Origin of the sequence: Methylobacterium haplocladii (genome assembly GCF_007992175.1) — a bacterium.
GTDB classification, from domain to species: Bacteria; Pseudomonadota; Alphaproteobacteria; order Rhizobiales; family Beijerinckiaceae; genus Methylobacterium; species Methylobacterium haplocladii.
In genome coordinates this window covers 28,834-50,252 of record NZ_BJZT01000025.1, presented here as the reverse complement: position 1 = coordinate 50,252, position 21,419 = coordinate 28,834, and the positions used below count along the sequence as shown (strand labels likewise).

The window sequence follows — 21,419 nt, the reverse complement described above, 5'->3', positions numbered from 1 at the left end:
GCCTTCGGCGAGCCCCGGAATGACGGGAGAGGGGCGACCATCGGATCTCGCATGAAGAAGTGCCAAGTTCAGCCGTTGCGGTAGGCCGGGTTCCAGGCGAGGCAGGTGCGCTCGAGGAGGCGGGTCAGGCTATCGGCGACCTTGCCGAGCAGGGCGTAGATCAGGATCGCCAGCACCACGACGTCGACGAGCATGAACTCGCGCGCCTGCATGGCCATGTAGCCGAGACCGGAATTGGCCGAGATCGTCTCGGCGACGATGAGCGTCAGCCACATGATACCGAGGCCGTAGCGCAGGCCGACGAAGATCGAGGGCAGCGCGCCCGGCAGCACCACGCGCCAGAAGAGTTCGCGGCGGTTCATGCCGTAGACCCGGCCCATCTCGATGAGCTGCGGATCGACCGAGCGGATGCCGTGCAGCGTGTTGGCGTAGATCGGGAAGAACACGCCGAGCGCCACGAGAAACAGCTTCGCGCCCTCGTCGATGCCGAACCACAGGATCACCAGCGGGATCAGCGACAGGTGGGGCACGTTGCGCACCATCTGCAGCGTCGTGTCGGTGAGCTTTTCGGAGAGTTTCGAGAGGCCGTTGGCCAGTCCGAAGGCGAGGCCGATGCCGCCGCCGACCACGAAGCCCGCCAAGGCGCGCAAAAAGCTGACCCAGAGGTTGACCCAGAGCTCGCCGGTCTGCGCCGCGCTCCAGCCGGCCCGCACGACGTCGAGGGGGGCGGGCATGAACCGGGTCGAGACGAGGCCGGTGGAGCCTGCGACCTGCCAGCCCAGGATGATCGCCGCCGGGACGAGCCAGGGGATCAGCCGGCTCGGGTCCAGCCAGCGCGGCATACGCGCTGCCGGGCGCGCGGGCCGGGCTGCGGCGCTGCGGGCGAGGGCGGGAAGGGCGGAATCGGCCATGCGGCTACCCGTTGCTGCGCGGGACGCCCGGCGGCGTCCAGACGATGTCGGCGACGCGGATCGCCCGCGGAATGATCTTGAGGCCGTGGAAGCGGTCGGCGATGCGCTGCTGCTCGGCGGTGACCTGCGCGCTCATCGGCGCGATCACGTAGCGGATGCGGCCGACCGTGCGCTCGGTTGCCGGCAGGGGCACGCCGGTGATCCGCGACAGGCTTTTTGCGACTTCGCCGCGGTTCGCCTCGCACCACGCGGCAACGCCGCCGAGGGCTTCGATCGCTGCGGTCACACGCTCCGGGTTGGCCTCGATCGCCGTGCGGTTCGCCAGGAAGAAATTGTTGGTCGGCGTGATCTCGGAGGCCTGCGCCAGGATCCGCACGCCCTCCCCCGTCTCGGCGATGGCGAAGTACGGGTCCCAAACCGTCCAGGCATCGACGGCGCCGCGGGCGAAGGCGGCCGCGCCGTCGGCCGGGGCCAGCGTCACCGGCTCGATGTCCGCGTAGCCGAGGCCCGCCTTCTCCAGGGCGGCGATGGTGAAGTTGTGCGCGCTCGATCCCTTGGCGAAGGCGACGCGCCGGCCCTTGAGGTCGGCGAGGCTCTGGATGGTCGAGCCCTTCGGCAGAAGGATCGCCGAGCCCGAGCCGCCGTTCGGCTGGGCCGCGGCGTAGACGAGGTTCGCCTTCGCTGCCTGCGCGAAGATCGGCGGAGCATCGCCGGTCTGGCCGAAATCGATGCTGCCGAGGCTCAGCGCCTCCAGGAGCGGCGGCCCGTAGGAGAACTCGACCCAGGTCACGCCGACGCCGAGGGTCTTCAGGCGCGCCTCGATGGCGCCCTGCTCCTTGGCGACGGCGAGGATGCCGTTCTTCTGGTAGCCGACGCGCAGCACCGCGCCGTCCCCCGCTCGGGCCGGGATCGGCAGGGCGGCCGCGAGGGCGCCGGCGACAGCGAGGCGTCGGGTGATCATGCGGCGCGGATCTCAGCGGGCGGCGGCGATCCGGGGATCGCTCTGCCGGAGGTCGAGGTCGAGCAGCACGTCGAGCTCGGCGGCGGCCCGGGCGACGCGTTCCAGCACGATGGCGTCGGAGACCCGGCCGTCCACGATCTCGGTGTCGCCGGCATAGACCGAGGTCGGCACGGTCTGGGCCGAGAAGAATCCGAAGAGCGGACGCAGCGCATGCTCGACGACGAGCGCGTGGCGCGGCCCCCCGCCGGTGGCAGCGAGCACCACGGGTTTGCCGACGAGCGCTTCGGGATGGACGAAGTCGATGAGGTGTTTGAACAATCCGCTATAGGCGCCCTTGTAGACCGGTGAGCCGACGATGAGCGCGTCGGCCCCCTCGATCGCTTCGACGATCCGCGCGGCCGGCAACGGCAGGGCGTCGCGGCTCGCCACCGCGATGCCCGTCCCGGCATCGACCAGATCGAAGATCTTGAGGTCGACGTTGCGGAGCCGGGCGACCTCCGTCGCCACAGCCTCCACCAGGGCGCGGGTGCGCGAGGGCCGGTGCGTGTTGCCGGAGAAGGCGACGATGCGGACCGCCATCAGCGGAGGCCCGCAGGAGATTGGGTGGGGGACGTCATCGGGTGTGATCGGCCTCTTGAATGACGGACGCCTTACCAGCGCGCCGGCCGGGGATGTCGTCACGACAAACCCGCGATCGGCGGTACGGCAGGGCGTTCTAGAAAGAGAAGAAGAGCGTCGTTCGTTCGAAGCGATCGCCCAATCTTCGGGATAATATTGCCGCAAGACTTGTGAGGTCAATAAACTGATCTTGCGTAATGGCGGCCATGGCCGCGAAAACTCTTCCACGCAGTTGCCGCCACAGAGAATTTTCTCACCCGGCCCTCCCGGGTCCGACCGCCCGACGATCTGTTGCAGAACCGTCACGTATGCAGAATTCAATCTGTGCGTGCGTTGCCGAAGCGTTGCCGCAAGATTAAAGCTCAGGTCATCAAAAGCTGAAACAAATCAGCATCTTATCATTATTCTAAACAAGCACCGGGCGCGGCGTGTCGCGCGTCCGAACGCGGGCGTTTGCGCGCGCCGATGGAGGCTGTCATGCGTATGGATCCAGGGACATCGTTCGTCGGCTCGCGCCGTCATCGCAGGACGGCAGGGCTCGCCGTGCTGCTCGCCGGGGTCAGCACCCTGGCGGTCACACAGGTCCACGCGCAGAGCGCCGCCCGGCTCGACGAGATCGCGGTCGAGGGTCAGGCCAACGGCGTCCGGCCCGTCGACAGCAGCGGCGTCGGCCGCACTGCCGGGACCGTGACCCGCCCCGGCGCCGACGGCCGGATCCCGCGCGAGGACCCGAAGGGGCCGATCGACGGCTACGTCGCCACCCGCTCCGCCACCGCGACCAAGACCGACACGCCGCTGATCGAGACCCCGCAATCGATCTCGGTGATCGGCCGCGAGCAGATCCAGGCGCAGGGCGCCACCACCCTGACCCAGGCCACGCAATACACGGCGGGTATCTATTCCGGCACCTTCGGCGCCGACCAGCGCGTCGACTATTTCACGCTGCGCGGCTTCGTCGCCAGCGACTACGGCATCTACAAGGATGGCCTGCAGCTGCTGAACTACGGTTTCGGCACCTTCAAGGTCGAGACCTTCGGGCTGGAGCGCATCGAGGTGCTGCGCGGCCCGTCCGCCGTACTGTTCGGCGCCGGCAATCCCGGCGGCCTGATCAACCAGATCACCAAGCGGCCGACGACGGTGCCGTTCGGCTATGTCGAGGTCGGCGGCGGCTCCTTCGGGCAGGTCTACGGCGCCTTCGATTTCGGCGGCCCGGCCGACGATTCGGGACACTGGTTCTATCGCCTCACCGGTATCGGCCGTCAGGGCGGCACGCAGGTCGACGGTGCCGATGCCGATCGCCTCTATATCGCGCCGGCGATCACCTACCGGCCGGATGCGGGCACCGCCTTCACGATCCTGACGAGCTACCAGCGCGATTCCACGGCCGTCACCGCGAACTTCCTGCCCTATTCCGGCACCGTGCGCCCCAATGCCAGCGGCCTGCGCATCGACCGCTCGCTCAATGTCGGAGACCCGCGGATCAACTCGTTCCAGCGCGAGCAGGCTTTTGCCGGCTACGAGTTCGAGCACGCCTTCGACGAGACTTGGACCATCCGCCAGAACCTCCGCTACTCGTTCAGCGACGGTACCCAGAACTCCTACATCGGTCAGTCCGGCTATGCCGACGCGGCGCAGACGCAACTTGCCCGCTACCAGTTCGCCACGCAGTCGAAGGTCGGCCTGTTCCAGGTCGACAACCAAGCCGAGGCCCGTTTCTCGGACGGCCTGTTCCTGCACGACGTGATCTTCGGCGTCGATTACAAGAACTACACCCTGCACGACAACCAGGGCACGAACTTCCCGAACTTCTATGCCGTCCCGGCCCTGAGCATCATCAATCCGGTCTACGGCCAGATCGCGGGACGGACTTCGCCCTATCTCATCAACGTCGATTCCTTCAGCCAGATCGGCCTCTACGCCCAGGACCAGATCAAGCTGACCAACAATCTGAGCCTGGTCGGCGGCCTGCGTCAGGACTTCGCCCAAAGCGACGTCAACGACCGCCTCACCCCGTCCGCCAGCACCAGGCGAAGCGATCAGGCGCTGACCGGCCGTATCGCGGCGATCTACAATTTCGACTTCGGTCTCGCTCCGTATGTCGCCTATTCGACCTCGTTCCAGCCTCAGATCGGGCCGGACGTGATCACCGGTGGCGCACTCAAGCCGGACAAGGGCGAACAGGTCGAGGTCGGCCTCAAGTTCGAGCCCGTCGGCCAGGGCTACTTCCTGACCGTGGCGGCGTTCGATCTCGTGCGCAACAATCCGCCGATCCCGGTGGTGATCGGCTTCGGCACGACGCAGCTCGGCACAGTCGAGTCGAAGGGCGTCGAGGCCCAGTTCGTGGCCAACCTCTTCGACGGCCTCAACGTGGTCGCAGCGGTCACCCACTACGATCTCGAGTACACGAAGCTGAACGATCCGAACCTCGCGGTGCTGCGCGGCAAGACGCCGACGAACGTGCCGGAGACCTTCGCGTCGATCTTCGCCGACTACACGATCCCGGTGGGCGACTTCCGCGGCTTCGGCTTCGGCGGCGGCGTGCGTTACGTCGGCAGTTCCTTCGCCAATGCGCTCAACACGCTCAAGGTGCCGGAATACGTCCTGTTCGACGCCACCGTGCACTACACTTGGGATGCCCACTGGCGGGCGGCCATCACCGCCGCGAACATCGGCGACCGCCGCTTCGTCTCCTCCTGCCAGTCGGAGAACTCCTGCTACTACGGCGAAGCCCGCCGCGTGATGGCGAGCGTCGCCTACAAGTGGTGAGATGATGGCTCCCCGCCCGGGAACTGGCGGGGCAGATTGGCGATCGAGCAAGGCGCCGCCGTCATCGCGAGCGCAGCGAAGCGATCCAGGGCCCCACCCGCGACGTCGTGTCCGTGGCCCTGGATTGCTTCGCTTAGGCTCGCAATGACAGCCTCCCCTGTGGCCCGGACGCGACGCCCGCTTCTTGTTCGCACCCCGCCGTTGACGGCGCTGCAGCCGGAGCGCTAGCTCGGCCGTGACGGTTCCCCTCGGGGATCAAAAGGGAACGCGGTGAGGGTTCGTCCCGATGCCGCGGCTGCCCCCGCAACTGTAAGCGGCGAGCCTTCCGCCACCGATGTCACTGGGTTCCTCGCCCGGGAAGACGGTTGGAAGGCAGCGACCCGCGAGCCAGGAGACCTGCCGTCAGTCGTGGTCACACGCGAAACGCGTCGGGCGGGGTGCTCCGGCGGGTGTCCGGACACGCGCTCGACTGCGCGTGAAACGACCTCGTTCGCGGTGACGTGCCACTGCCGTCGCCCGAGGTTCCTTTGTCGGTTTTCCGTCCCGTCCCAACGCTGCCCCGCGCGGCGCGTTTCGCCCTGCCCGCACTCGGCCTGCTCGCCTGCGCCGTGCCGGCTGCAGCCGAGGACGCCCGCCTCGACGAGATCGCCGTCGCGGGCGAAGGCGCGCCCGGCCCGGCCCCCACATCGTCCGGCGCGCCGGCGGCGAGCGCCGGCTCTATCAGCGGCGTCTCCGGCATCGGCGGCGCGCTCCGCAATGTCGACTCGGCGAGCGCCGGCACCATCTCCGGCGCGGCGCTGAACAGCCGGCCGGTCTCACGCCCCGGCGAGGTGCTGGAATCGGTTCCCGGCCTCATCGTCACCCAGCATTCCGGCGAGGGCAAAGCCAACCAGTTCTTCCTGCGCGGCTTCAATCTCGATCACGGCACCGACATCGCCATCCACGTCGACGGCATGCCGGTGAACATGCGCACCCACGCCCACGCTCAGGGCTATGCCGACATCAACTTCCTGATCCCAGAACTCGTCGCCGGCGTCGAATTCCACAAGGGACCGTACTTCGCCCGCGACGGCGACTTCGCCTCCGCCGGTTCGGTGCGGATCGACTATCTCGACACCGTCGAAAAGAACCTCGCGCTGACCTCGATCGGCAGCTTCGGCTACAAGCGCGCCCTCACCATCGCCTCGGCGCCCCTGGGCGAAGGCCATCTGCTCGTAGCCGGCGAGGCCCAGGTCTATGACGGCCCCTGGGACGTGCCGGATGCGCTGCGCAAGGTGAACGGCGTCGTCCGCTACAGCCAGGGCACGCAGCTCGACGGTTTTGCCGTCACCGGCATGGCCTATGCCAGCCGCTGGACCGCCACCAATCAGATCCCGGCCCGCGCCGTCTCCGAGGGCCTGATCGGCCGCTTCGGCACGCTGAACCCCACCGACGGCGGCGATTCTTCGCGATTTTCGTTGTCAGGCCGCTGGAGCGGGACGGACGACACCGGCGTGACGCGGGCTTCGGCCTACGTCATCCGTCAGCAGCTAAACCTCTTCAACGACTTCACCTATTTCCTGAACGATCCGGTGAACGGCGACCAGTTCCACCAGCTCGACCAGCGCATCCTCGGCGGCGGTGAGGTGGCGCACATCTTCCAAGGCGACCTGTTCGGGCGGCCGATGGAGAACGAGATCGGCGTGCAGACCCGCACCGACTCGATCCGCGTCGGGCTGTTCAACACCGTCAACCGGCAGTTCCGCTCGGGCGTCCTCGACGACCGGATCTTCGAGTCGAGCGGCGCCTTCTACTTCGACAACCGGGTGAAATGGACCGACTGGCTGCGCACCAGTATCGGCTTCCGGGCCGACGGCTACTACGCCGACGTCGTCTCCGACACGCCCGCCAATTCCGGCAAGGCGCGGGACGGCATCGTCAATCCGAAGCTCGGGCTGGTGCTCGGGCCTTGGTTCGACACCGAACTCTTCGTGAATTACGGCGGCGGCTTCCACTCGAACGACGCCCGCGGCGTCACCGCGACGGTCGATCCGTCGAGCCCCCTGTTCAACCTGCAGCGCTCGCCCTTCCTGGTGCCCTCCACCGGCTCCGAGATCGGCATCCGCAACGCCTCGCTCCCCGGGCTTGTGACGACGGTCACGCTGTTCCAGCTCGATTTCGCCTCGGAAAACCTCTTCCAGGGCGACAGCGGCACCACCGAGCCGAGCCGCCCGACCCGCCGCTATGGCGTCGAGTGGACCAACCGCTACGCCGTGACCCCGTGGCTCTCGCTCGAGGGCGACCTCACCGTGACGCATGCCCGCTTCACGGAATTCGACCCCGCCGGCAGCCGCATCCCGGAGGCGCCCACAACCATCGCTTCGGCCGGCGTTACCTTCGGCGAGCCGCTCGGCTGGTTCGGCTCGATGCGCTTTCGCTATTTCGGACCGCGCCCGCTGATCGAGGACAATTCGGTGCGCTCGAAGCCGACCGCGCTCCTCAACGGCCGCATCGGCTACAACTTCGACAACGGCATGAGCCTCGCCCTCGACGTCCTCAACCTCACCAACGCGAAGGCCGACCAGATCACCTATTTCTACGAGTCCCGCTTGCCGGGCGAGGCCGCGGCGGGTGTCGCCGACCGGCATTTCCATCCGGTCGAGCCGACGGCCGTGCGGCTGACGCTGGCGGGACGTTTTTGACGAGTCCGAACAGGGTGCGGCTCAAGCTGAGCCGTCATTGCGAGGCGAAGCCGAAGCAGTCCAGGGCCACACCCGCCACGCCTGTGCGTTGGCCCTGGATTGCTTCGCTGTGCTCGCAAAGACGAGGAGGGCTTCGAGGCGACTGAATGACCGGAGACATCGTGGCGTTGGCGGGATCGGATCGACCCATCCGGCCGCCCTATGTTGCGCCGCAACACCAAAGCCCCTAAGCCACGGGCATTCGCCTGGACCCGGTGCAAGCCCGGGTGGCTCTTCCGGCCGCCGATCCGCCGGATCACGCATTCGAGACCTTTTCCGGATCCCGCCGACATGGCGCGGCCGCCGGTCTCCTGCGGATATTCCTCATGACATCGTTCCAAGCATATGCCCGTGCGTGGGTCTCGAACCTGCGTGGCGACACCCTGTCCGGCATCGTCGTCGCGCTGGCGCTGATCCCCGAGGCCATCGGCTTCTCGGTGATCGCGGGCGTCGATCCGAAGGTCGGGCTCTACGCGTCCGTCGTCATCGCGATCGTCATCGCCTTCGCCGGAGGGCGCCCCGCCATGATCTCGGCGGCCACCGCGGCCACCGCCGTGGTGATGGTCGACCTCGTGCGCGACCACGGCGTCCAGTACCTCTTCGCCGCCACCATCCTGATGGGCCTCATCCAGATCCTCGCCGGTCTGCTGAAGCTCGGCCGGCTGATGCGCTTCGTCTCGCAATCGGTGATGACGGGCTTCGTCAACGCCTTGGCGATCCTGATTTTTTTGGCGCAGCTCCCTGAGTTGGTGCATGTGCCGGCGGCGACCTACGGCCTGATCGCGCTGGGCCTTGCCATCATCTACGGCGTGCCGTGCCTGACCCGCGCCGTGCCCTCCCCGCTCGTCGCCATCGTGGTGCTGACGCTCGTCACCGCCGTGTTCCACCTCGACGTGCGCACCGTCGCCCATCTCGGCGCCCTGCCCTCGACCCTGCCGAGCTTTGCCCTGCCGGACGTGCCGCTCACCTTCGAGACGCTGCGCATCCTGCTGCCCGTCGCGATGACGCTGGCCGCGGTCGGACTGCTGGAGAGCCTGCTCACCGCGCAGATCGTCGACGACATGACCGATACCGGCAGTTCCAAGAACCGCGAATGCGCCGGCCAGGGCGTCGCCAACATCGCCTCCGCCTGCTTCGGCGGCATGGGCGGCTGCGCCATGATCGGCCAGTCGGTCATCAACGTCTCCTCGGGTGCACGCGGCCGGCTCTCGACGCTGGTGGCCGGCGGTTTTTTGCTGGTTCTCCTCGTCGCCCTGCAGGATCTCCTCGCCGTCGTTCCCGTCGCGGCGCTGACGGCGGTGATGATCATGGTTTCGCTCAACACCTTCTCCTGGCGCTCGCTCGCGGCGCTCCGCACCAACCCCCTGCCCTCCTCCGCCGTGATGCTCGCCACGGTGCTGGTGGTCGTCGCGACGCGCGACCTCGCCATCGGCGTCCTCGTCGGCGTGCTGCTCTCGGGCGTGTTCTTTGCCGGCAAGGTGTCGCGCCTGAACCGGGTGACGTCGGAATTGTCCCTCGACGGCGAGACCCGGACCTATCGCGTCACCGGCCAGGTCTTCTTCGCCTCGGCCCGCACCTTCGCCGACGCAATCGACGTGCTGGAGCCGGTGGAGCGCATCGTCATCGACGTGCACGCGGCCCATTTCTGGGACATCTCGGCGGTGGCCGCCCTCGACCGGGTCGTGGTCAAGGCCCGCGCTCGCGGCCGCGTCGTCGAGGTGGTCGGCCTCAACGCGGCGAGCGCGACGCTCGTCGAGCGGCATGGCACGCACGACAAGGCGGGGGCCGCACTGGCGGGGCATTGAACACCGCATCGCTCTTGCGCCGAGGGCCCGAGGGTTTGCGATGGCCCGCGGCGTCATTCCGGGGCGCCGGAGGCGAGCCCGGAATCCACGTCTGGGCTCGACGCCTCCCACAGCGAAGCATCACGGGTGGATTCCGGGTTCCGCTTCGCGGCCCCGGACTGACGGCGACGGTTCCAATGCGCCGGCTGGCGCCCGATAGAGGGTCGGACCGAAGTTCGCCCGGGCGCCGAAACATCCCATGACAAACGCCCTGTTCCGCAAGGTGTCCCGGCGGCTGCTGCCGTTCCTGATGCTCTGCTACTTCGTCGCCTATCTCGATCGGGTGAATGTCGGCTTCGCAGCGCTGACCATGAACCGCGACCTCGGCCTGTCGCCGGCGGTCTACGGCTTCGGGGCCGGCGTGTTCTTCCTCGGCTACTTCCTGTTCGAGGTGCCGAGCAACGTCATCCTCGAAAAGGTCGGAGCGCGGGCCTGGATCGCGCGAATCATGATCTCGTGGTCGCTGGTCTCGGCCTCCACCGCCTTCGTCGTGGGGGAGCGCTCGTTCTTCCTCGTGCGCTTCCTGCTGGGGTTGGCCGAGGCCGGGTTCTTCCCCGGCATCATCCTCTACCTGACCTACTGGTACCCGTCGGAGCGGCGCGCCGGCATCGTCGGCACCTTCATGATGGCGGTGCCGGTCTCGGCGGCGATCGGCTCGCCGCTCTCGGCCTGGATCATGGCCGCCACCGACGGTGCCCACGGCCTCGCCGGCTGGCAATGGCTCTACCTGCTGGAGGCGGCGCCGAGTCTGCTCCTCGGGATCGCCGTCCTCTTCGTCCTCACCGACCGACCGGAGGTGGCCGCCTGGCTGACGCCAGCCGAGCGTGACGCGCTCGCGACCGAGATCGCGCGCGACCGGCAGGCGACGGCGCGCCCGAAGATCGGATTGATGCAGGCGCTGGTGCATCCGCAGGTGCTCGGCCTGGCCATGGTCTATCTCGGGCTCAGCGCCGGCCTCTACGGCATCGGCCTGTGGCTGCCGCAGATCGTGAAGGGGTTCGGTCTCACCACGCTCCAGACCGGCCTCGTCGCCGGGATCCCCTACGTCGTCGCGGCCGCCGGCATGATCGCCTGGACGCGCCGTTCCGACCGGCGGCAGGAGCGGATCCGGCACGTCGCGATCCCGGCCATCGCCGGAGGGTTGGCGCTGGCGGCGTCCGGACAGACCGGCGCGCCGATTCCGGCCATGGCCCTGCTCAGCATCGCGACGCTCGGCGTCTTCTGCGCGCTGCCGACCTTCTGGACGCTGCCGACCGCGCTCCTCACCGGCAGCGCCGCGGCCGGCGGCATCGCGCTCATCAACGCCATCGGCGGGCTCGGCGGCTTCATCGGCCCCTACCTCGTCGGCTGGATCAAGGATGCGACCGGCCGCTTCGACCTGGCGCTGGCCGCCATCGCCGCGATCATGATCGCGGCCGGCGCTCTGACGCTGATCCTCGGCCGGGCGATGCGGCGGGCGTAACCGGCCCTTCCCCCGGGGCGAACAGCCCATGACGCGGACGGTGGGAGCTTCGCCATGCTCAAAGGTTCGATTTTGCTCGTCGGCCTCCTGGCCGGCACGGGGACGGCGTTCGCCTCCCTTTCGGGGCTCGTCGGCGCCTGGGGCCACGATTTCTCCGTGACGCCCTTCGCGCCGAAGGAACTGATGGTCGCGGTCGCCACCGACAAGAAGACCGGCAAGCAGTTCAACGTCGTGAAGATGCCCGACGGCCACCTCATGGCCGTGGTGCCCTTCGACGCGATGACGGAGCCGCCCGGCGTCCCGCCCAAGGATCTCATGTAATTTCGTGCGGCACCGCACACACGAGCGGCGCACGGGGTAACCCACGGGCCGCACGACACGATCTTCCAGGTATCGCACCGCCCATTCCAAGGAGAGCGCGATGAAGGTCCTGATCGCCGCCACGCCCCTCATGGGGCACATCAACCCACTGCTCGCCATCGGCCGGCTGCTGACCAAGCGCGGCGACGACGTCCTCGTCACCACCTCCGCCGCCTTCGCCATGAAGGTCGAGGGCGCGGGCCTGCGCTTCGCGTCCTATCCCGACGACGGTGCCTCGGAGTTCCGCGAGACGGGCCTGCCCGCCGGCCCCGAGCGCTACCGCCGCGAGTTCGCGCGGCGCTTCATCGACCCGATGCCGGTACAGGCCGAGGCCCTGCGCGCGCTGATCGCCAGCGAACGCCCGGACATCGTCGTCGCGGGCAGCATGTTTTTGGGTGTTCTGCCCCTGCTGCTCGACCGCGAACGTCCGCGTCCGCCCATCGTCACCGTGAATATCAGCTTCCTGTTTCTCGACCGGCCCGACAAGGCGCCCGTCGGCATGGGCCTGCCGCCGGCGAAGACGGAGGCCGAGCGCGCCCATTACGCCATGCTCGGCGCCGGCATGGACGCCGCCTTCGTGAACCCGGTCCGCGCCTATACCGACGCGATGCTGGCCCGGATGGGGCTGCCGCCGTTGCCGGCCTCGCTCCCCCATTCCATCGCCCTGCTGCCGGACGCCTTCCTGCAGCCGACCGTGCCGGCGTTCGAGTACGACTTCCAAACCTTGCCGCCGGGCCTGCGCTTCGTCGGCCTGCTGCCGAGCGCCCCTTCGGCCGCCCAGCCGCGTCCCGACTGGTGGCACGAACTCGATCGTGGCCGGCCGGTGGTCCTGGTGACGCAGGGTACCCTCGCCAACCACGACTTCTCTGAGCTGCTGGAGCCGACGCTCCAGGCGCTCGCCGACCGCGACGATCTGCTCGTGATCGCAACCACCGGCGGCCGGCCGGTCGAGTCGATCGGGGTGCCGATCCCGGCCAACGCCCGGGTCGCGCCCTTCCTGCCCTTCGACGCGCTGCTGCCGAAGGTCGACCTGTTCGTGACCAACGGCGGCTACGGCAGCGTTTCGATGGCCTTGGCTGCCGGCGTGCCGATCGTCTCCGCCGGCCTCACCGAGGACAAGGCCGAGATCAACGCCCGCATCGCCTGGTCCGGCGCCGGCCTCGACCTCGCGACCAACACGCCGAGCGCGGCTGCCCTGCGCGAGGCGACCGGAACCGTGCTCGGCGATTCCCGGTTCAGGGAGCGTGCCGGAATGCTGTCGGACGCCTTCGCGGGCCGCGACGCACGGCGCGAAATCCTGTCCGCACTGGACGATCTCACCCGGGCCGGGACGCACTCCGCAAGGAGCCGTCTCGCCTCATCCGGACCGTTGCGCGCGGCCCATTCCAACGATGCCGGTTCGCCGGCACAGCACAGGAGGGCGTCATGACCCCGATCTCGACCCACACCCTTCCACGTGGGCCCTCGGCCCGGCTGGTCTCCGGCGTCGCGGCGCTCGTGCTGTCGCTCGCCACCGGCACGCCGCTGCGCTCGGTCCCGCACCTCATGCCGCATTCCGGTGAGCAGGGCGGACCTTATCTGGGGCTATGATATCTGGCCTTCGATCGGCGCGGGACCCTCTCTTCCTACGCGTGAGGAGCGGAAGGCCCGCTCGAGATCGAAAGCGTATCCGAAAATCGACCCCAGACCGCTCTCTCGCCTCTCCGCCAGCCACGGCCGACCCGATGACCGAACCTCGCAAAGAACCCGGAGCCGGCCCCCTACGGGTCGTGGTCGACCTCAATCGCTGCCAGGGCTATGCCCAGTGCTGCTACGCGGCGCCCGAGCATTTCGAGCTGCGCGGCCACGAAGTTCTCTTCTACGATCCCACGCCGCCGGCCGGAAAACAGGCCGAGATCGCGCGCGCCGTCCAGGCCTGCCCGGTCCGGGCGATCAGCTTCGATATGGGGTCGGTGTCGTGAGCCCGGACGAGCCCGGCATCGTCGTGGTCGGCGCTTCGCTCGCGGGGCTTCGCGGAGCCGAGGCGCTGCGGCGTGGCGGCTATGCCGGCCCGCTCACCCTCGTCGGCGACGAGCCCCATGCGCCCTATGACCGGCCGCCGCTGTCGAAGCACGTGCTCGCCGGAGAACTGCGCCCCGACGCCACCGCCCTGCCCCATCTTGCCGATCTCGACGCGACCTGGCGGCTCGGCCAGCCGGCGGTCGGTCTCGACCGCAGCGCTCGTGTGCTCCGCCTCGCGGATGGCGTTGAGCTTCGCTACGAAAAACTCCTGATCGCCACGGGTGCCCAGGCGCGGCCCTGGCCCGTCACCGACGGAAGCGGTCCGCTGCCTTCGGGCATCCACACCCTGCGCAGCCGCGACGACGCGGCGGCCCTGCGCATCGCCCTCGCGGCGGGTCCGAAGCGGGTTCTGATCGTCGGCGGCGGCCTGATCGGCTGCGAGGCGGCCTCCTGCTGCCGCGACCTCGGCCTCGCCGTCACCCTCGCCGATCCGAACCCGACGCCGCTCGCCCGCATCCTCGGCAGCCTGATCGGGAGCGTGATCGTATCGTGCATGAATACGGCCGGTGTCGATTTCCGGCCCGGCACGCATGTCGAGGCGTTCGAGGCGGATGCCTCCGGCCGGGTCTGCCGGGCGCGCCTGAAGGACGGCGCGGCGATCGAGACGGATTGCGTGATCGTGGCGCTGGGCGCGACCCGCGACACGAGCTGGCTGGCGGAGGCCGGCCTGAATGCGGACGCGGGCGGCCTCACCTGCGACAGTGCCTGCCGGGCGCTGGATAGCGAGGGCCGGCCGGCACCCGGCCTCTACGCCGCCGGCGACGTGGCGCGCTGTCCGAGCCCCTTCTATGGCGGCCGCCTCGTCGCCTTCGAGCACTGGGGCAACGCCGTCGCGCAGGCAGGGCACGCCGCGCGCAATATGCTGGCGAACGACGACGACCAGCGGGCGTACCGGCACCTGCCGTCGTTCTGGTCGAGCCAGTTCGGCATCAACATCAAGGGCGTGGGCCTCGCCGACGGCGCCGACGCGGTGGCCGTGGTTCAGGGCTCGCGCGCCTCACGCCGCTTCCTCGCCGTCTACGGACGCGAGGGCCGCGCCATCGCCGCGATTTCCTTCGACCAGGCCCGCTGGCTGCCCGCCTATGCCGAGCGCATCGAGGCCGGCGCCGCCTTCCCGCCGATCCTCGGCGCCACCGATCAGTCGATCAAGGATTTCGGGGCTCCCGACTTTCCCGAACCCCGGTCGCGTTGAGAGCCCCCGCCATGCCGCACGACACGCTCTTCGCCGAGGTCACCGATCCCGCCAACCGGGCGAACCCCTACCCGCTCTACGCCCGCCTCCGCGAAAAACCCGTGTCGCGCCAGAGTGACGGCAGCTACGTGGTGAGCACGCACGCGGCGATCCGCAGCCTGATCTTCGATCCGCGCCTGAGCTCCGAAGACCTGCCGCCCTCGCAGCGGCCGCCGACCGGCAACCCGTTCAAGGACTGGATCGTCAACCCGATCAAGAACCGTGTGGTCAACGCCCACCGGCCGCTGATCTTCCGCGATCCGCCCGATCACGACACCCTGCGGGGGATCGTGATCGAACAGTTCACGATCCCCCGGGTGCGCGGTGTCCACCGCGAGGTCGAGGGCATCGTCGGCGACCTGATCGACAAGGTTCGAGGCCGCAGCGAGATCTGTCTCGTCGAGGACTTTTCCTATCCGCTCCCGGTGATGGTGATCTGCCGCCTGCTCGGCGTGCCGGAGGAAGACGAGGAGCAGTTCCAGAAATGGGCGACGGTGCTCGCCACGGCCCTCGAACCGGATTCCCGCGGCGACGAGAAACAGCGCCACGCCACCGCCACCGCCTTCGACGCGATCTCGGACTACATGCGCGGCCTGATCCGCGAGAAGCGCAAGAATCCCGCCGACGACATGCTCAGCGGGCTGGCCAACCCCGAATCCGGCAAGCCCGCCATGGGCGATGTCGACCTGATCGCTTCGGCGATCCTTCTCTTGGTGGCCGGCCACGAGACCACGGTGAACCTGATCACCAACGGCATGCTGACGCTGATCCGGCATCCGCAGGAACTCGAGCGTCTGCGCGAGGACCCGGAGCGTGCGCCGCGCCTCATCGAGGAGCTACTGCGCTACGAGCCGCCCGTGCATTTCCGGACCCGCAAGGCGCTCGGCGACATCGACATCGCCGGCATCACGATTCCGGCTGGTGCCTCGATCGTCCTGCTCTTCGCCGCAGGCAATCGCGATCCGGCCCGCTTCACCGATCCCGACCGGTTCGACCCGGACCGCGAGGACAACCAGCATTTCGGCTTCGGCGGCGGCCTCCATTACTGCCTCGGCGCGCCGCTCGCCCGGATCGAGACCGAGATCGCGCTGAACGCCCTGGTGCGCCGGCTCGTCGCGCCGCGCCTCCTCGAAGACCCGCCGCCCTATCGGCCCGGCGCGTCGCTGCGGGGACCGGAAAAGCTCGGGATCGGGATCGAGCGCATCGCCTGACGCCATTCCTTCGCTCGCCATGACGAAGGTGGAATCGAGCGACCCGGCCGGCCGGTCTGTGGATAACGTGTAAGGACAAGCTTTCGCCCGGTTTCGGGTGCGCCATGCCGCAATGCAGCCAACCACAGGAGGCTGATGTGGTGATCCTGAATCCGCTCACGGGCGAACTCGTCGAGCTTCCCGCTCCGCCGCCGAAACCGTCGTCCAAGCCGGCGGCCTGATTCGGTCGCCTTGCGTCAGGCTGCGCGCAGGGCCTGTTCGCGAAGCCCTGCGATCGAGACGCATTCGGGCGCGTAGGGCGCCAGCCCCGAATCGATCGCCCGTTCCACGGCGTCGCAGAACGCCGTCGGATCGGCGACGGGCGATCCCTTCAGGTCCCAATAGGCGAAACGCCACCAGCGCAGCCGCAGCATCCGCTCGATCACCGGCTCGGGAAAGCGCAGGCGCCGGACCACGGCCGGCGAGCCCGCCACGACGGCATAGGGCGGCACGTCCCTGGTCACGACGGAGCGCGCGCCGATCACCGCCCCGTCCCCGATGGTGACGCCCGGCAGGATGAAGGCGCCGTGGCCGATCCAGACGTCGTTGCCGATCGTCGTCGTCTCGATGTCGTGGATCGGCTCGCCGGACGCGAAATCCGCGGGCGAGACGTCCACGACCGGTGCGGCTGCGTCGAACACCATCGCGTGCGGCTGGTAGAAGACGGGCGAGGTGCTGGCCCAATGCGTCGGATGGCCGTGGCGGCCGACCTGCACCTCCTCGCCGATGGAAACGTAGCGTCCGATCTCGCAGGCGAAATAGAACCCGCTGACCGCGTAGGAAAAGGCACCGAGCTTCAACGAATGGGGAATCTGCATCCACTTGAGGCTGCAGGGCGGCTCGAACAGGCAATCCTCGCCGATGCTGAAGCCGGGCGGATGGTGCGTGGTCACGCCGCGGGCGCGCAGGGCCTCGATCTCGCGTTGCGTCACGGTGTGCATGCAAGCCTCGGAGTGTCGCCGTTCGATTGCCGGATCATGATGCGGACCGGATCTCTCACACCAACGCGGCCGACCACGCGATGCCCTCGCGCAGCAGCCGCGCCGGCTGGCCCGCCACCAGCGTCTGCGGCGCGACGACGCCGGTGACGACCGACTGCGCGCCGACCACCGCCCCGCTGCCGATCTCGCTGCCCTTGCCGACGAAGGCCCGGTAGCCGAGCCAGACCCGGTCGCCGATGGTCACGTCGCGGGCCGGATTCAGCCTCACGCCCGTCTCGGCGTCGAGGATGGAGTGCATGTCGCTGACGGTGACGTCGACGTCGGCGCCGAACAGGCAGTCGCGGCCGATGGTGATCCGCCCCGTCTCGTGTGCGAGCAGGCGGACCAGGCCGTTGAAGGCCGAGCCCTGCCCGATCGCGATCCGTCCGCCCCGTGGCACGTGGATCTCGAGCTGTCCCGCCACGCAATCCGTCCCGACATGCAGCTGGGCACCCTCTCCGAGCGTGGCGAGGAGGCCGTGGGCGATGAAGCCGGCTCCGATTTCCAGGACGTTGCCGGTCCCCAGAAACGTCACCGTGCCGTTCGTGCGCGCCATGACGTCGGCGTCCACACGCACGGCGTTGCCGCAGACATCTCCGATGAGCGTCAGCGGCATGCGGGTTCCGATGCGGTGCGGCGGGTCCGCACCGGCATGTGGTGAGGTGCGGCGGTCATCGGGGCAGGTCGTAATAGGAGCGCAGGGGGTCGGCGTAGTTGACCATCGGCGGCTGGCGGATCTCGACCCTGGGCTCGGCGCCGAGCCTGAGCAGGTGGTCGAGGATCTGTCCGGGATCGAGCAGGCACTCGATCGGCATCAGGTGGCCGCCCGCGGCCCGGATGCGTTCGGCGGGCGCGCCGAAATCGAAGGCGACCGCCGTGGCGCCGGCCCTCAGCGCCGCGCTGAGCGTGTACGAATAGGTCTCGGGCCAGGTCGCCGGAAACCAGATCAGGTCGGGATCCGCCTGCCCGATGAGCCCCGGCAGCGCCTCCTCGGCGTAGCGGCCGAGGATGGCGACGTTGCCGCAGGCTTCGAGATCGTCGTCGCGGTCGGTGTAGCCGATCACCGTGAAGTGGATGTCGAGCGCCCGTTCCTGCGCGAGGCGGGCGCAGCGCAGGAGCAGGGCGGACCCCTTGTGCGGGCCGATCGCGCCGAGGATCGCCACCCGCAGGCTGGCGTCGCGCTCGGGTGGTTCGGGCAACAGGCCGGGGTCCTCGCGCGGCGCGTCGAGGCCGTAGAGGTGAGGCCGCGTGACGAAGCTCAGGCGCGGGAAGTAGCGCCGCATCCGCCGGTTGACGTCGTCGGCCGGCACGAAGCGGCGCCGGGCGCCCGCGAGGAAGCGTTCGTGCCGCTGGCGCCACTCCCAGACCGCCGGCTGCCCGAACGGCGAGCCGTCGCGGTCGATGCAGGCCTGGCACTCGGCGAGGTCGGGCTCGCCGCAATACTGCCCGTCGCCGTCGGTGAAGGTGATCCGCGGGCAGACGCTCATGTAGTCGTGGATCGTCACGTCGTAGTGCAGGCCGGCCGCCACCGTGGCCAGCCGCATGTAGTCGAGCACCACCGGCGCGATGCCGGCGAGGTGCTGCACGTGGACATGCGACACGTCGAGCCGGTGCAGTATCTCGGCGCCGATCTCGGGCGGACCGTAGAGGTCGATGCTCGGGGCGTTCGGCAGGTGCTGCATGTCGAGGGGGCGGATTTCGAGGCGCCGCGGATCGCCGAAGCTCGGGCAGCCGATCAGCACCGGCACGGCCGCATCCTGGAGGAGCTGCGCCATCTCGCGCACGTGGCGGTCGGTGCCGCCGCCCCAGTTGTGCTGGACCAGGAGCACGCCGCCGCTGCCCTGCTGCGAGCAGTGGCGCGCGATCCGCTCGGCATCGACCGCGCGGCGGTAGGGGGCGACCGGATCGGCGGCGACGAACGCGCCGATCTCGGCGAGATAGCCCGGATGCAGCCGCTCCACCGTGCGGACGGCGTGATCGATGCGGGCGAGCTTGCTCGCGCCGAACGACACGCCTCCGTAATGGCGCACGAAGACGTCGGCCGCGAGGATGTTGCGGCGTCCGGCGGCGTGGGCGCGGCGGCAGAGGTCGTTCTCCTCGCCGTAGCCCTGCCCGAAGGTCTCCGCATTGAGCAGGCCGATGGTATCGAGGCAGTCGCGGCGCAGGTAGAGGCAGAAGCCGACGCCCGTCGGCAGGTCGACCTCTCCACCCGCATTGACCGAGGCCATGATCGCGTCGAGCTCCCGGTCGGGAATTTCGAGCGGAAGCCAGTTGTCGCGGACGAAGCGCGGGTAGCTGCAGATCTCGGCGTTGTTGGAGAAGGGCGTGACGGTGGCCGTGCGCGGGTCACGGTAGGCGGCGGCGCGCAGCCGGTCGAGCCAGCCGTCGAACACCTCCGTGTCGGCGTTGAGCAGGACGACGTCGCGCGCGGGGTGCGCCGCCATGCCGAGATTGCAGCTCGTCACGAAGCCGGAGTTTTTCGGCGTGCGCAGCAGGTCGATCAGGCCGCGCCCGGCGAGCCACGCGAGCCGCTCGCGGATTTCCGGCTCGGGGCCGTGATCGTCGACGACCACGAGGCGGAACGCCGTCCGTCCTCGGGCCGTCAGCACGCTGAAGAGGCAGCACAGGGTTTCGGCGATGCCGCGGTAGACCGGAACGACGACGTCGACGTGAGGGCTGCCGTCGTCGGCGGTGTCGGCGCTGTGGAGCGCCAGCGACTCCCAGTCCTGCCGCGTCGGCAGCCGCGGGGCGGGTGTCCGCCGCAGCCGCGTCGGCGTCGCGACGCCGCGTTCGATCGGCCGGCCTTCCGTCCGCCCGTAGGTGACGTAATGCCAGAGCGGGTTCTGCCCCGAGGCGCGCACGTCTGCATTGCGGTCGAGATAGGCCGAGGTGCTGAAGATCGAGGCCGGGTCGGCGAGTTCGAGCCAGCCGCGGTCGAGATAGTCCTGCAGGCCTTCCGCGTACGAGGCGAGAGGCCGCTCGATCTGCCGGGCGTAGTAGGCGAGGTCGAAATAGCCCTCGCGCTTCACCGCTTTCCGAAACTCTTCCGTCTTCATCGAATTCGCGAATCTTTCCTGGCGTCGCCGCGGTGAAGGATCGGCGCCGCTCAATGCCGGCTGCGAAACAGGCGCATCAGCGAGCGGCCGAGCTTGCGGCCTCCGGCCGTCTTCCGCGCCCGGCCCGCATCGGGATCGAGGCGGGCGACGACGGCGCCGCCCGTGGTCGCGACGACCCCGGCTTCCTCGCGGGCACTCTCCAGCGCCATCCGCAGGGCTTCGTTCTGGGCGCGGGCGACGGTGACTTCGCGTTCGAGCGTCTCGACGCGCTTCAGCCGCCGCGCTTCGCGGAACCGCGCCTGCTGGAGTTCTTCGAGGAGCGACGTCGCCATATCCATCGACAGGGCGCCGCGATCCTCCGGCACGGCCGGCAGGTCCCTGTCCGAGGCCGGCGCGCCCCGCTTGAAGACGCTCAGCTCCACGATCTTCGCCGTCGCATCGGCAAGCTGATCCTGGCGATGCAGCTCCGCCGCGTAGGCCTTGTCCGCGCCTGCCGGCAATGCGCGGCCGACTTGATGACTGGCGAGGACCTGCATCGTTAGCCTCCTGGGTCGAACACGAACGATCGTCTTCAACGACACGCGGATCTCGATCCCGGAGCGTCGTCCGAAGTCTTGCCGTTGTTGCTTGCGTTGGCGGTCACCGATCCGGGATGGAGCATCCGGGACCCATTAAGCGTTTTTTGACGGATCGGTTGCCGGGGGCCAATGGTCATTCTGGGGAATGACTGTTTCAAGTTGACCCGAAAAAGCCCAGATCACTGTGCCTTTTTGGCACAGCTGCCAGTATTGTCGGGCCGCAGGGCGCTACGCGGCTTCCCGCGCGCCGAACTTGGCGTCCGTGGGCAGGCCGAGCGGGGTCAGGCGCGGGAGCGGATGGAGACGCGGCCCCAGTTCGAGGCGAGATCACCGGCCAGCGCCCCGAGCGAGGTAGACATCCCGCAGCCCGATGCGGCGCCGAGCGCCGCCAGAAAGCCCGCGAGAACCCGGCCGAAGCTCGCCCCGAGCTTCGGCGAGTGCAGCAGGCTCCAGGCCGCACGGGCTTCGACCGGCGTCGGCACGTTGCGGAAGGTGACGATGCCGAGATCGAGCTTCGAGCTCGCCGGCAGATGCCAGGCCGGCAGGGTCCCGGCTCGCTCGCGCGCCGTTCCGGTTCGCGGCGTCATGCTGCGATCTCACCCGCGAGCGCCGAGGTGGACC

Annotated in this window: 18 protein-coding genes, 1 riboswitch and 1 other annotated feature; of the genes, 10 read left to right on the top strand and 8 right to left on the bottom strand. The window is 69.0% G+C overall.

Annotated elements, in window-relative coordinates; translation table 11 throughout:
* Window positions 1-68 precede the first annotated feature (68 nt).
* Genes ssuC through msuE form a run of 3 tightly spaced genes read right to left on the bottom strand, consistent with a single transcriptional unit; the run spans window position 69 to window position 2,451 of the window.
* Window positions 69-911, bottom strand: a complete 843-nt coding sequence (ssuC, locus tag MHA02_RS11795; protein ID WP_147078836.1) for an aliphatic sulfonate ABC transporter permease SsuC — start codon at window positions 909-911, stop codon at window positions 69-71.
* Between the two features lie 4 nt (window positions 912-915).
* The gene (locus MHA02_RS11790; RefSeq protein WP_147078835.1) at window positions 916-1,872 is read right to left on the bottom strand and encodes an aliphatic sulfonate ABC transporter substrate-binding protein; all 957 of its coding nucleotides are present in this window, start codon (window positions 1,870-1,872) and stop codon (window positions 916-918) included.
* A gap of 12 nt (window positions 1,873-1,884) precedes the next feature.
* A complete protein-coding gene (msuE, locus tag MHA02_RS11785) occupies window positions 1,885-2,451 on the bottom strand; it encodes an FMN reductase (RefSeq protein WP_147078834.1) in 567 nt (188 codons plus the stop codon).
* 522 nt (window positions 2,452-2,973) lie between these two features.
* Here msuE and MHA02_RS11780 point away from each other — a divergent pair.
* The 10 genes from MHA02_RS11780 (at window position 2,974) to MHA02_RS11740 (ending at window position 16,145) form a co-directional block, all read left to right on the top strand.
* The gene (locus tag MHA02_RS11780) at window positions 2,974-5,256 is read left to right on the top strand and encodes a TonB-dependent siderophore receptor (protein WP_147078941.1); all 2,283 of its coding nucleotides are present in this window, start codon (window positions 2,974-2,976) and stop codon (window positions 5,254-5,256) included.
* Window positions 5,257-5,478: 222 nt separating this feature from the next.
* Window positions 5,479-5,674: riboswitch (cobalamin riboswitch) on the top strand.
* A 226-nt stretch (window positions 5,675-5,900) separates the two neighbouring features.
* A complete protein-coding gene (locus MHA02_RS11775) occupies window positions 5,901-7,937 on the top strand; it encodes a TonB-dependent receptor (RefSeq protein WP_238180522.1) in 2,037 nt (678 codons plus the stop codon).
* 244 nt (window positions 7,938-8,181) lie between these two features.
* Window positions 8,182-8,237 (top strand) — a sequence feature (sul1 is cis-regulatory element that is thought to sense ions involved in sulfur or methionine metabolism; They are found in Alphaproteobacteria).
* A 65-nt stretch (window positions 8,238-8,302) separates the two neighbouring features.
* On the top strand, window positions 8,303-9,781 hold the full coding sequence (locus tag MHA02_RS11770) for a SulP family inorganic anion transporter (protein ID WP_147078833.1): 1,479 nt from the start codon (window positions 8,303-8,305) through the stop codon (window positions 9,779-9,781).
* A 238-nt stretch (window positions 9,782-10,019) separates the two neighbouring features.
* Entirely contained in the window at window positions 10,020-11,282 is a 1,263-nt protein-coding gene (locus MHA02_RS11765) for an MFS transporter (RefSeq protein WP_147078832.1), read from the top strand.
* A gap of 54 nt (window positions 11,283-11,336) precedes the next feature.
* Window positions 11,337-11,603, top strand: coding sequence for a hypothetical protein (locus MHA02_RS11760; protein ID WP_147078831.1), 267 nt, complete (start codon window positions 11,337-11,339; stop codon window positions 11,601-11,603).
* A gap of 100 nt (window positions 11,604-11,703) precedes the next feature.
* Window positions 11,704-13,071: a glycosyltransferase gene (locus MHA02_RS11755; protein ID WP_147078830.1), complete on the top strand. Its 1,368-nt coding sequence runs from the start codon at window positions 11,704-11,706 to the stop codon at window positions 13,069-13,071.
* Window positions 13,068-13,232, top strand: coding sequence for a hypothetical protein (locus tag MHA02_RS22150; RefSeq protein ID WP_170249193.1), 165 nt, complete (start codon window positions 13,068-13,070; stop codon window positions 13,230-13,232). The genes MHA02_RS11755 and MHA02_RS22150 overlap by 4 nt, the downstream gene beginning before the upstream one ends.
* Before the next feature lie 134 nt (window positions 13,233-13,366).
* Window positions 13,367-13,603 carry a ferredoxin gene (locus tag MHA02_RS11750; protein WP_147078829.1) on the top strand — a complete coding sequence of 79 codons (237 nt, stop codon included), beginning with the start codon at window positions 13,367-13,369 and terminating at the stop codon, window positions 13,601-13,603.
* On the top strand, window positions 13,600-14,895 hold the full coding sequence (locus MHA02_RS11745) for an NAD(P)/FAD-dependent oxidoreductase (RefSeq protein WP_147078828.1): 1,296 nt from the start codon (window positions 13,600-13,602) through the stop codon (window positions 14,893-14,895). Before MHA02_RS11750 ends, MHA02_RS11745 begins: the two co-directional genes overlap by 4 nt.
* A gap of 11 nt (window positions 14,896-14,906) precedes the next feature.
* Window positions 14,907-16,145, top strand: coding sequence for a cytochrome P450 (locus tag MHA02_RS11740; protein WP_147078827.1), 1,239 nt, complete (start codon window positions 14,907-14,909; stop codon window positions 16,143-16,145).
* Window positions 16,146-16,381: 236 nt separating this feature from the next.
* Here MHA02_RS11740 and MHA02_RS22860 read toward each other — a convergent pair whose 3' ends face one another.
* The 5 genes from MHA02_RS22860 to MHA02_RS22695 all read right to left on the bottom strand — a co-directional run bounded on the left by MHA02_RS22860 (window position 16,382) and on the right by MHA02_RS22695 (window position 21,385).
* Entirely contained in the window at window positions 16,382-17,125 is a 744-nt protein-coding gene (locus tag MHA02_RS22860) for a CatB-related O-acetyltransferase (protein ID WP_147078826.1), read from the bottom strand.
* Between the two features lie 55 nt (window positions 17,126-17,180).
* Entirely contained in the window at window positions 17,181-17,780 is a 600-nt protein-coding gene (locus tag MHA02_RS11730; protein WP_147078825.1) for an acyltransferase, read from the bottom strand.
* Between the two features lie 55 nt (window positions 17,781-17,835).
* Complete coding sequence (locus MHA02_RS11725; protein ID WP_147078824.1) at window positions 17,836-20,220, bottom strand: glycosyltransferase; 2,385 nt, start codon at window positions 20,218-20,220, stop codon at window positions 17,836-17,838.
* A gap of 50 nt (window positions 20,221-20,270) precedes the next feature.
* Window positions 20,271-20,756: a hypothetical protein gene (locus tag MHA02_RS11720; protein WP_147078823.1), complete on the bottom strand. Its 486-nt coding sequence runs from the start codon at window positions 20,754-20,756 to the stop codon at window positions 20,271-20,273.
* Between the two features lie 323 nt (window positions 20,757-21,079).
* On the bottom strand, window positions 21,080-21,385 hold the full coding sequence (locus tag MHA02_RS22695; protein WP_238180520.1) for a hypothetical protein: 306 nt from the start codon (window positions 21,383-21,385) through the stop codon (window positions 21,080-21,082).
* Window positions 21,386-21,419 lie beyond the last annotated feature (34 nt).

Coding starts and splice junctions, on each gene's coding strand:
- ssuC (WP_147078836.1), bottom strand. CDS start 911: ATGGCCGATTCCGCCCTTCCCGCCCTCGCCCGCAGCGCCGCAGCCCGG.
- MHA02_RS11790 (WP_147078835.1), bottom strand. CDS start 1,872: ATGATCACCCGACGCCTCGCTGTCGCCGGCGCCCTCGCGGCCGCCCTG.
- msuE (WP_147078834.1), bottom strand. CDS start 2,451: ATGGCGGTCCGCATCGTCGCCTTCTCCGGCAACACGCACCGGCCCTCG.
- MHA02_RS11780 (WP_147078941.1), top strand. CDS start 2,974: ATGGATCCAGGGACATCGTTCGTCGGCTCGCGCCGTCATCGCAGGACG.
- MHA02_RS11770 (WP_147078833.1), top strand. CDS start 8,303: ATGACATCGTTCCAAGCATATGCCCGTGCGTGGGTCTCGAACCTGCGT.
- MHA02_RS11765 (WP_147078832.1), top strand. CDS start 10,020: ATGACAAACGCCCTGTTCCGCAAGGTGTCCCGGCGGCTGCTGCCGTTC.
- MHA02_RS11760 (WP_147078831.1), top strand. CDS start 11,337: ATGCTCAAAGGTTCGATTTTGCTCGTCGGCCTCCTGGCCGGCACGGGG.
- MHA02_RS11755 (WP_147078830.1), top strand. CDS start 11,704: ATGAAGGTCCTGATCGCCGCCACGCCCCTCATGGGGCACATCAACCCA.
- MHA02_RS22150 (WP_170249193.1), top strand. CDS start 13,068: ATGACCCCGATCTCGACCCACACCCTTCCACGTGGGCCCTCGGCCCGG.
- MHA02_RS11750 (WP_147078829.1), top strand. CDS start 13,367: ATGACCGAACCTCGCAAAGAACCCGGAGCCGGCCCCCTACGGGTCGTG.
- MHA02_RS11740 (WP_147078827.1), top strand. CDS start 14,907: ATGCCGCACGACACGCTCTTCGCCGAGGTCACCGATCCCGCCAACCGG.
- MHA02_RS22860 (WP_147078826.1), bottom strand. CDS start 17,125: ATGCACACCGTGACGCAACGCGAGATCGAGGCCCTGCGCGCCCGCGGC.
- MHA02_RS11730 (WP_147078825.1), bottom strand. CDS start 17,780: ATGCCGCTGACGCTCATCGGAGATGTCTGCGGCAACGCCGTGCGTGTG.
- MHA02_RS11725 (WP_147078824.1), bottom strand. CDS start 20,220: ATGAAGACGGAAGAGTTTCGGAAAGCGGTGAAGCGCGAGGGCTATTTC.
- MHA02_RS11720 (WP_147078823.1), bottom strand. CDS start 20,756: ATGCAGGTCCTCGCCAGTCATCAAGTCGGCCGCGCATTGCCGGCAGGC.
- MHA02_RS22695 (WP_238180520.1), bottom strand. CDS start 21,385: ATGACGCCGCGAACCGGAACGGCGCGCGAGCGAGCCGGGACCCTGCCG.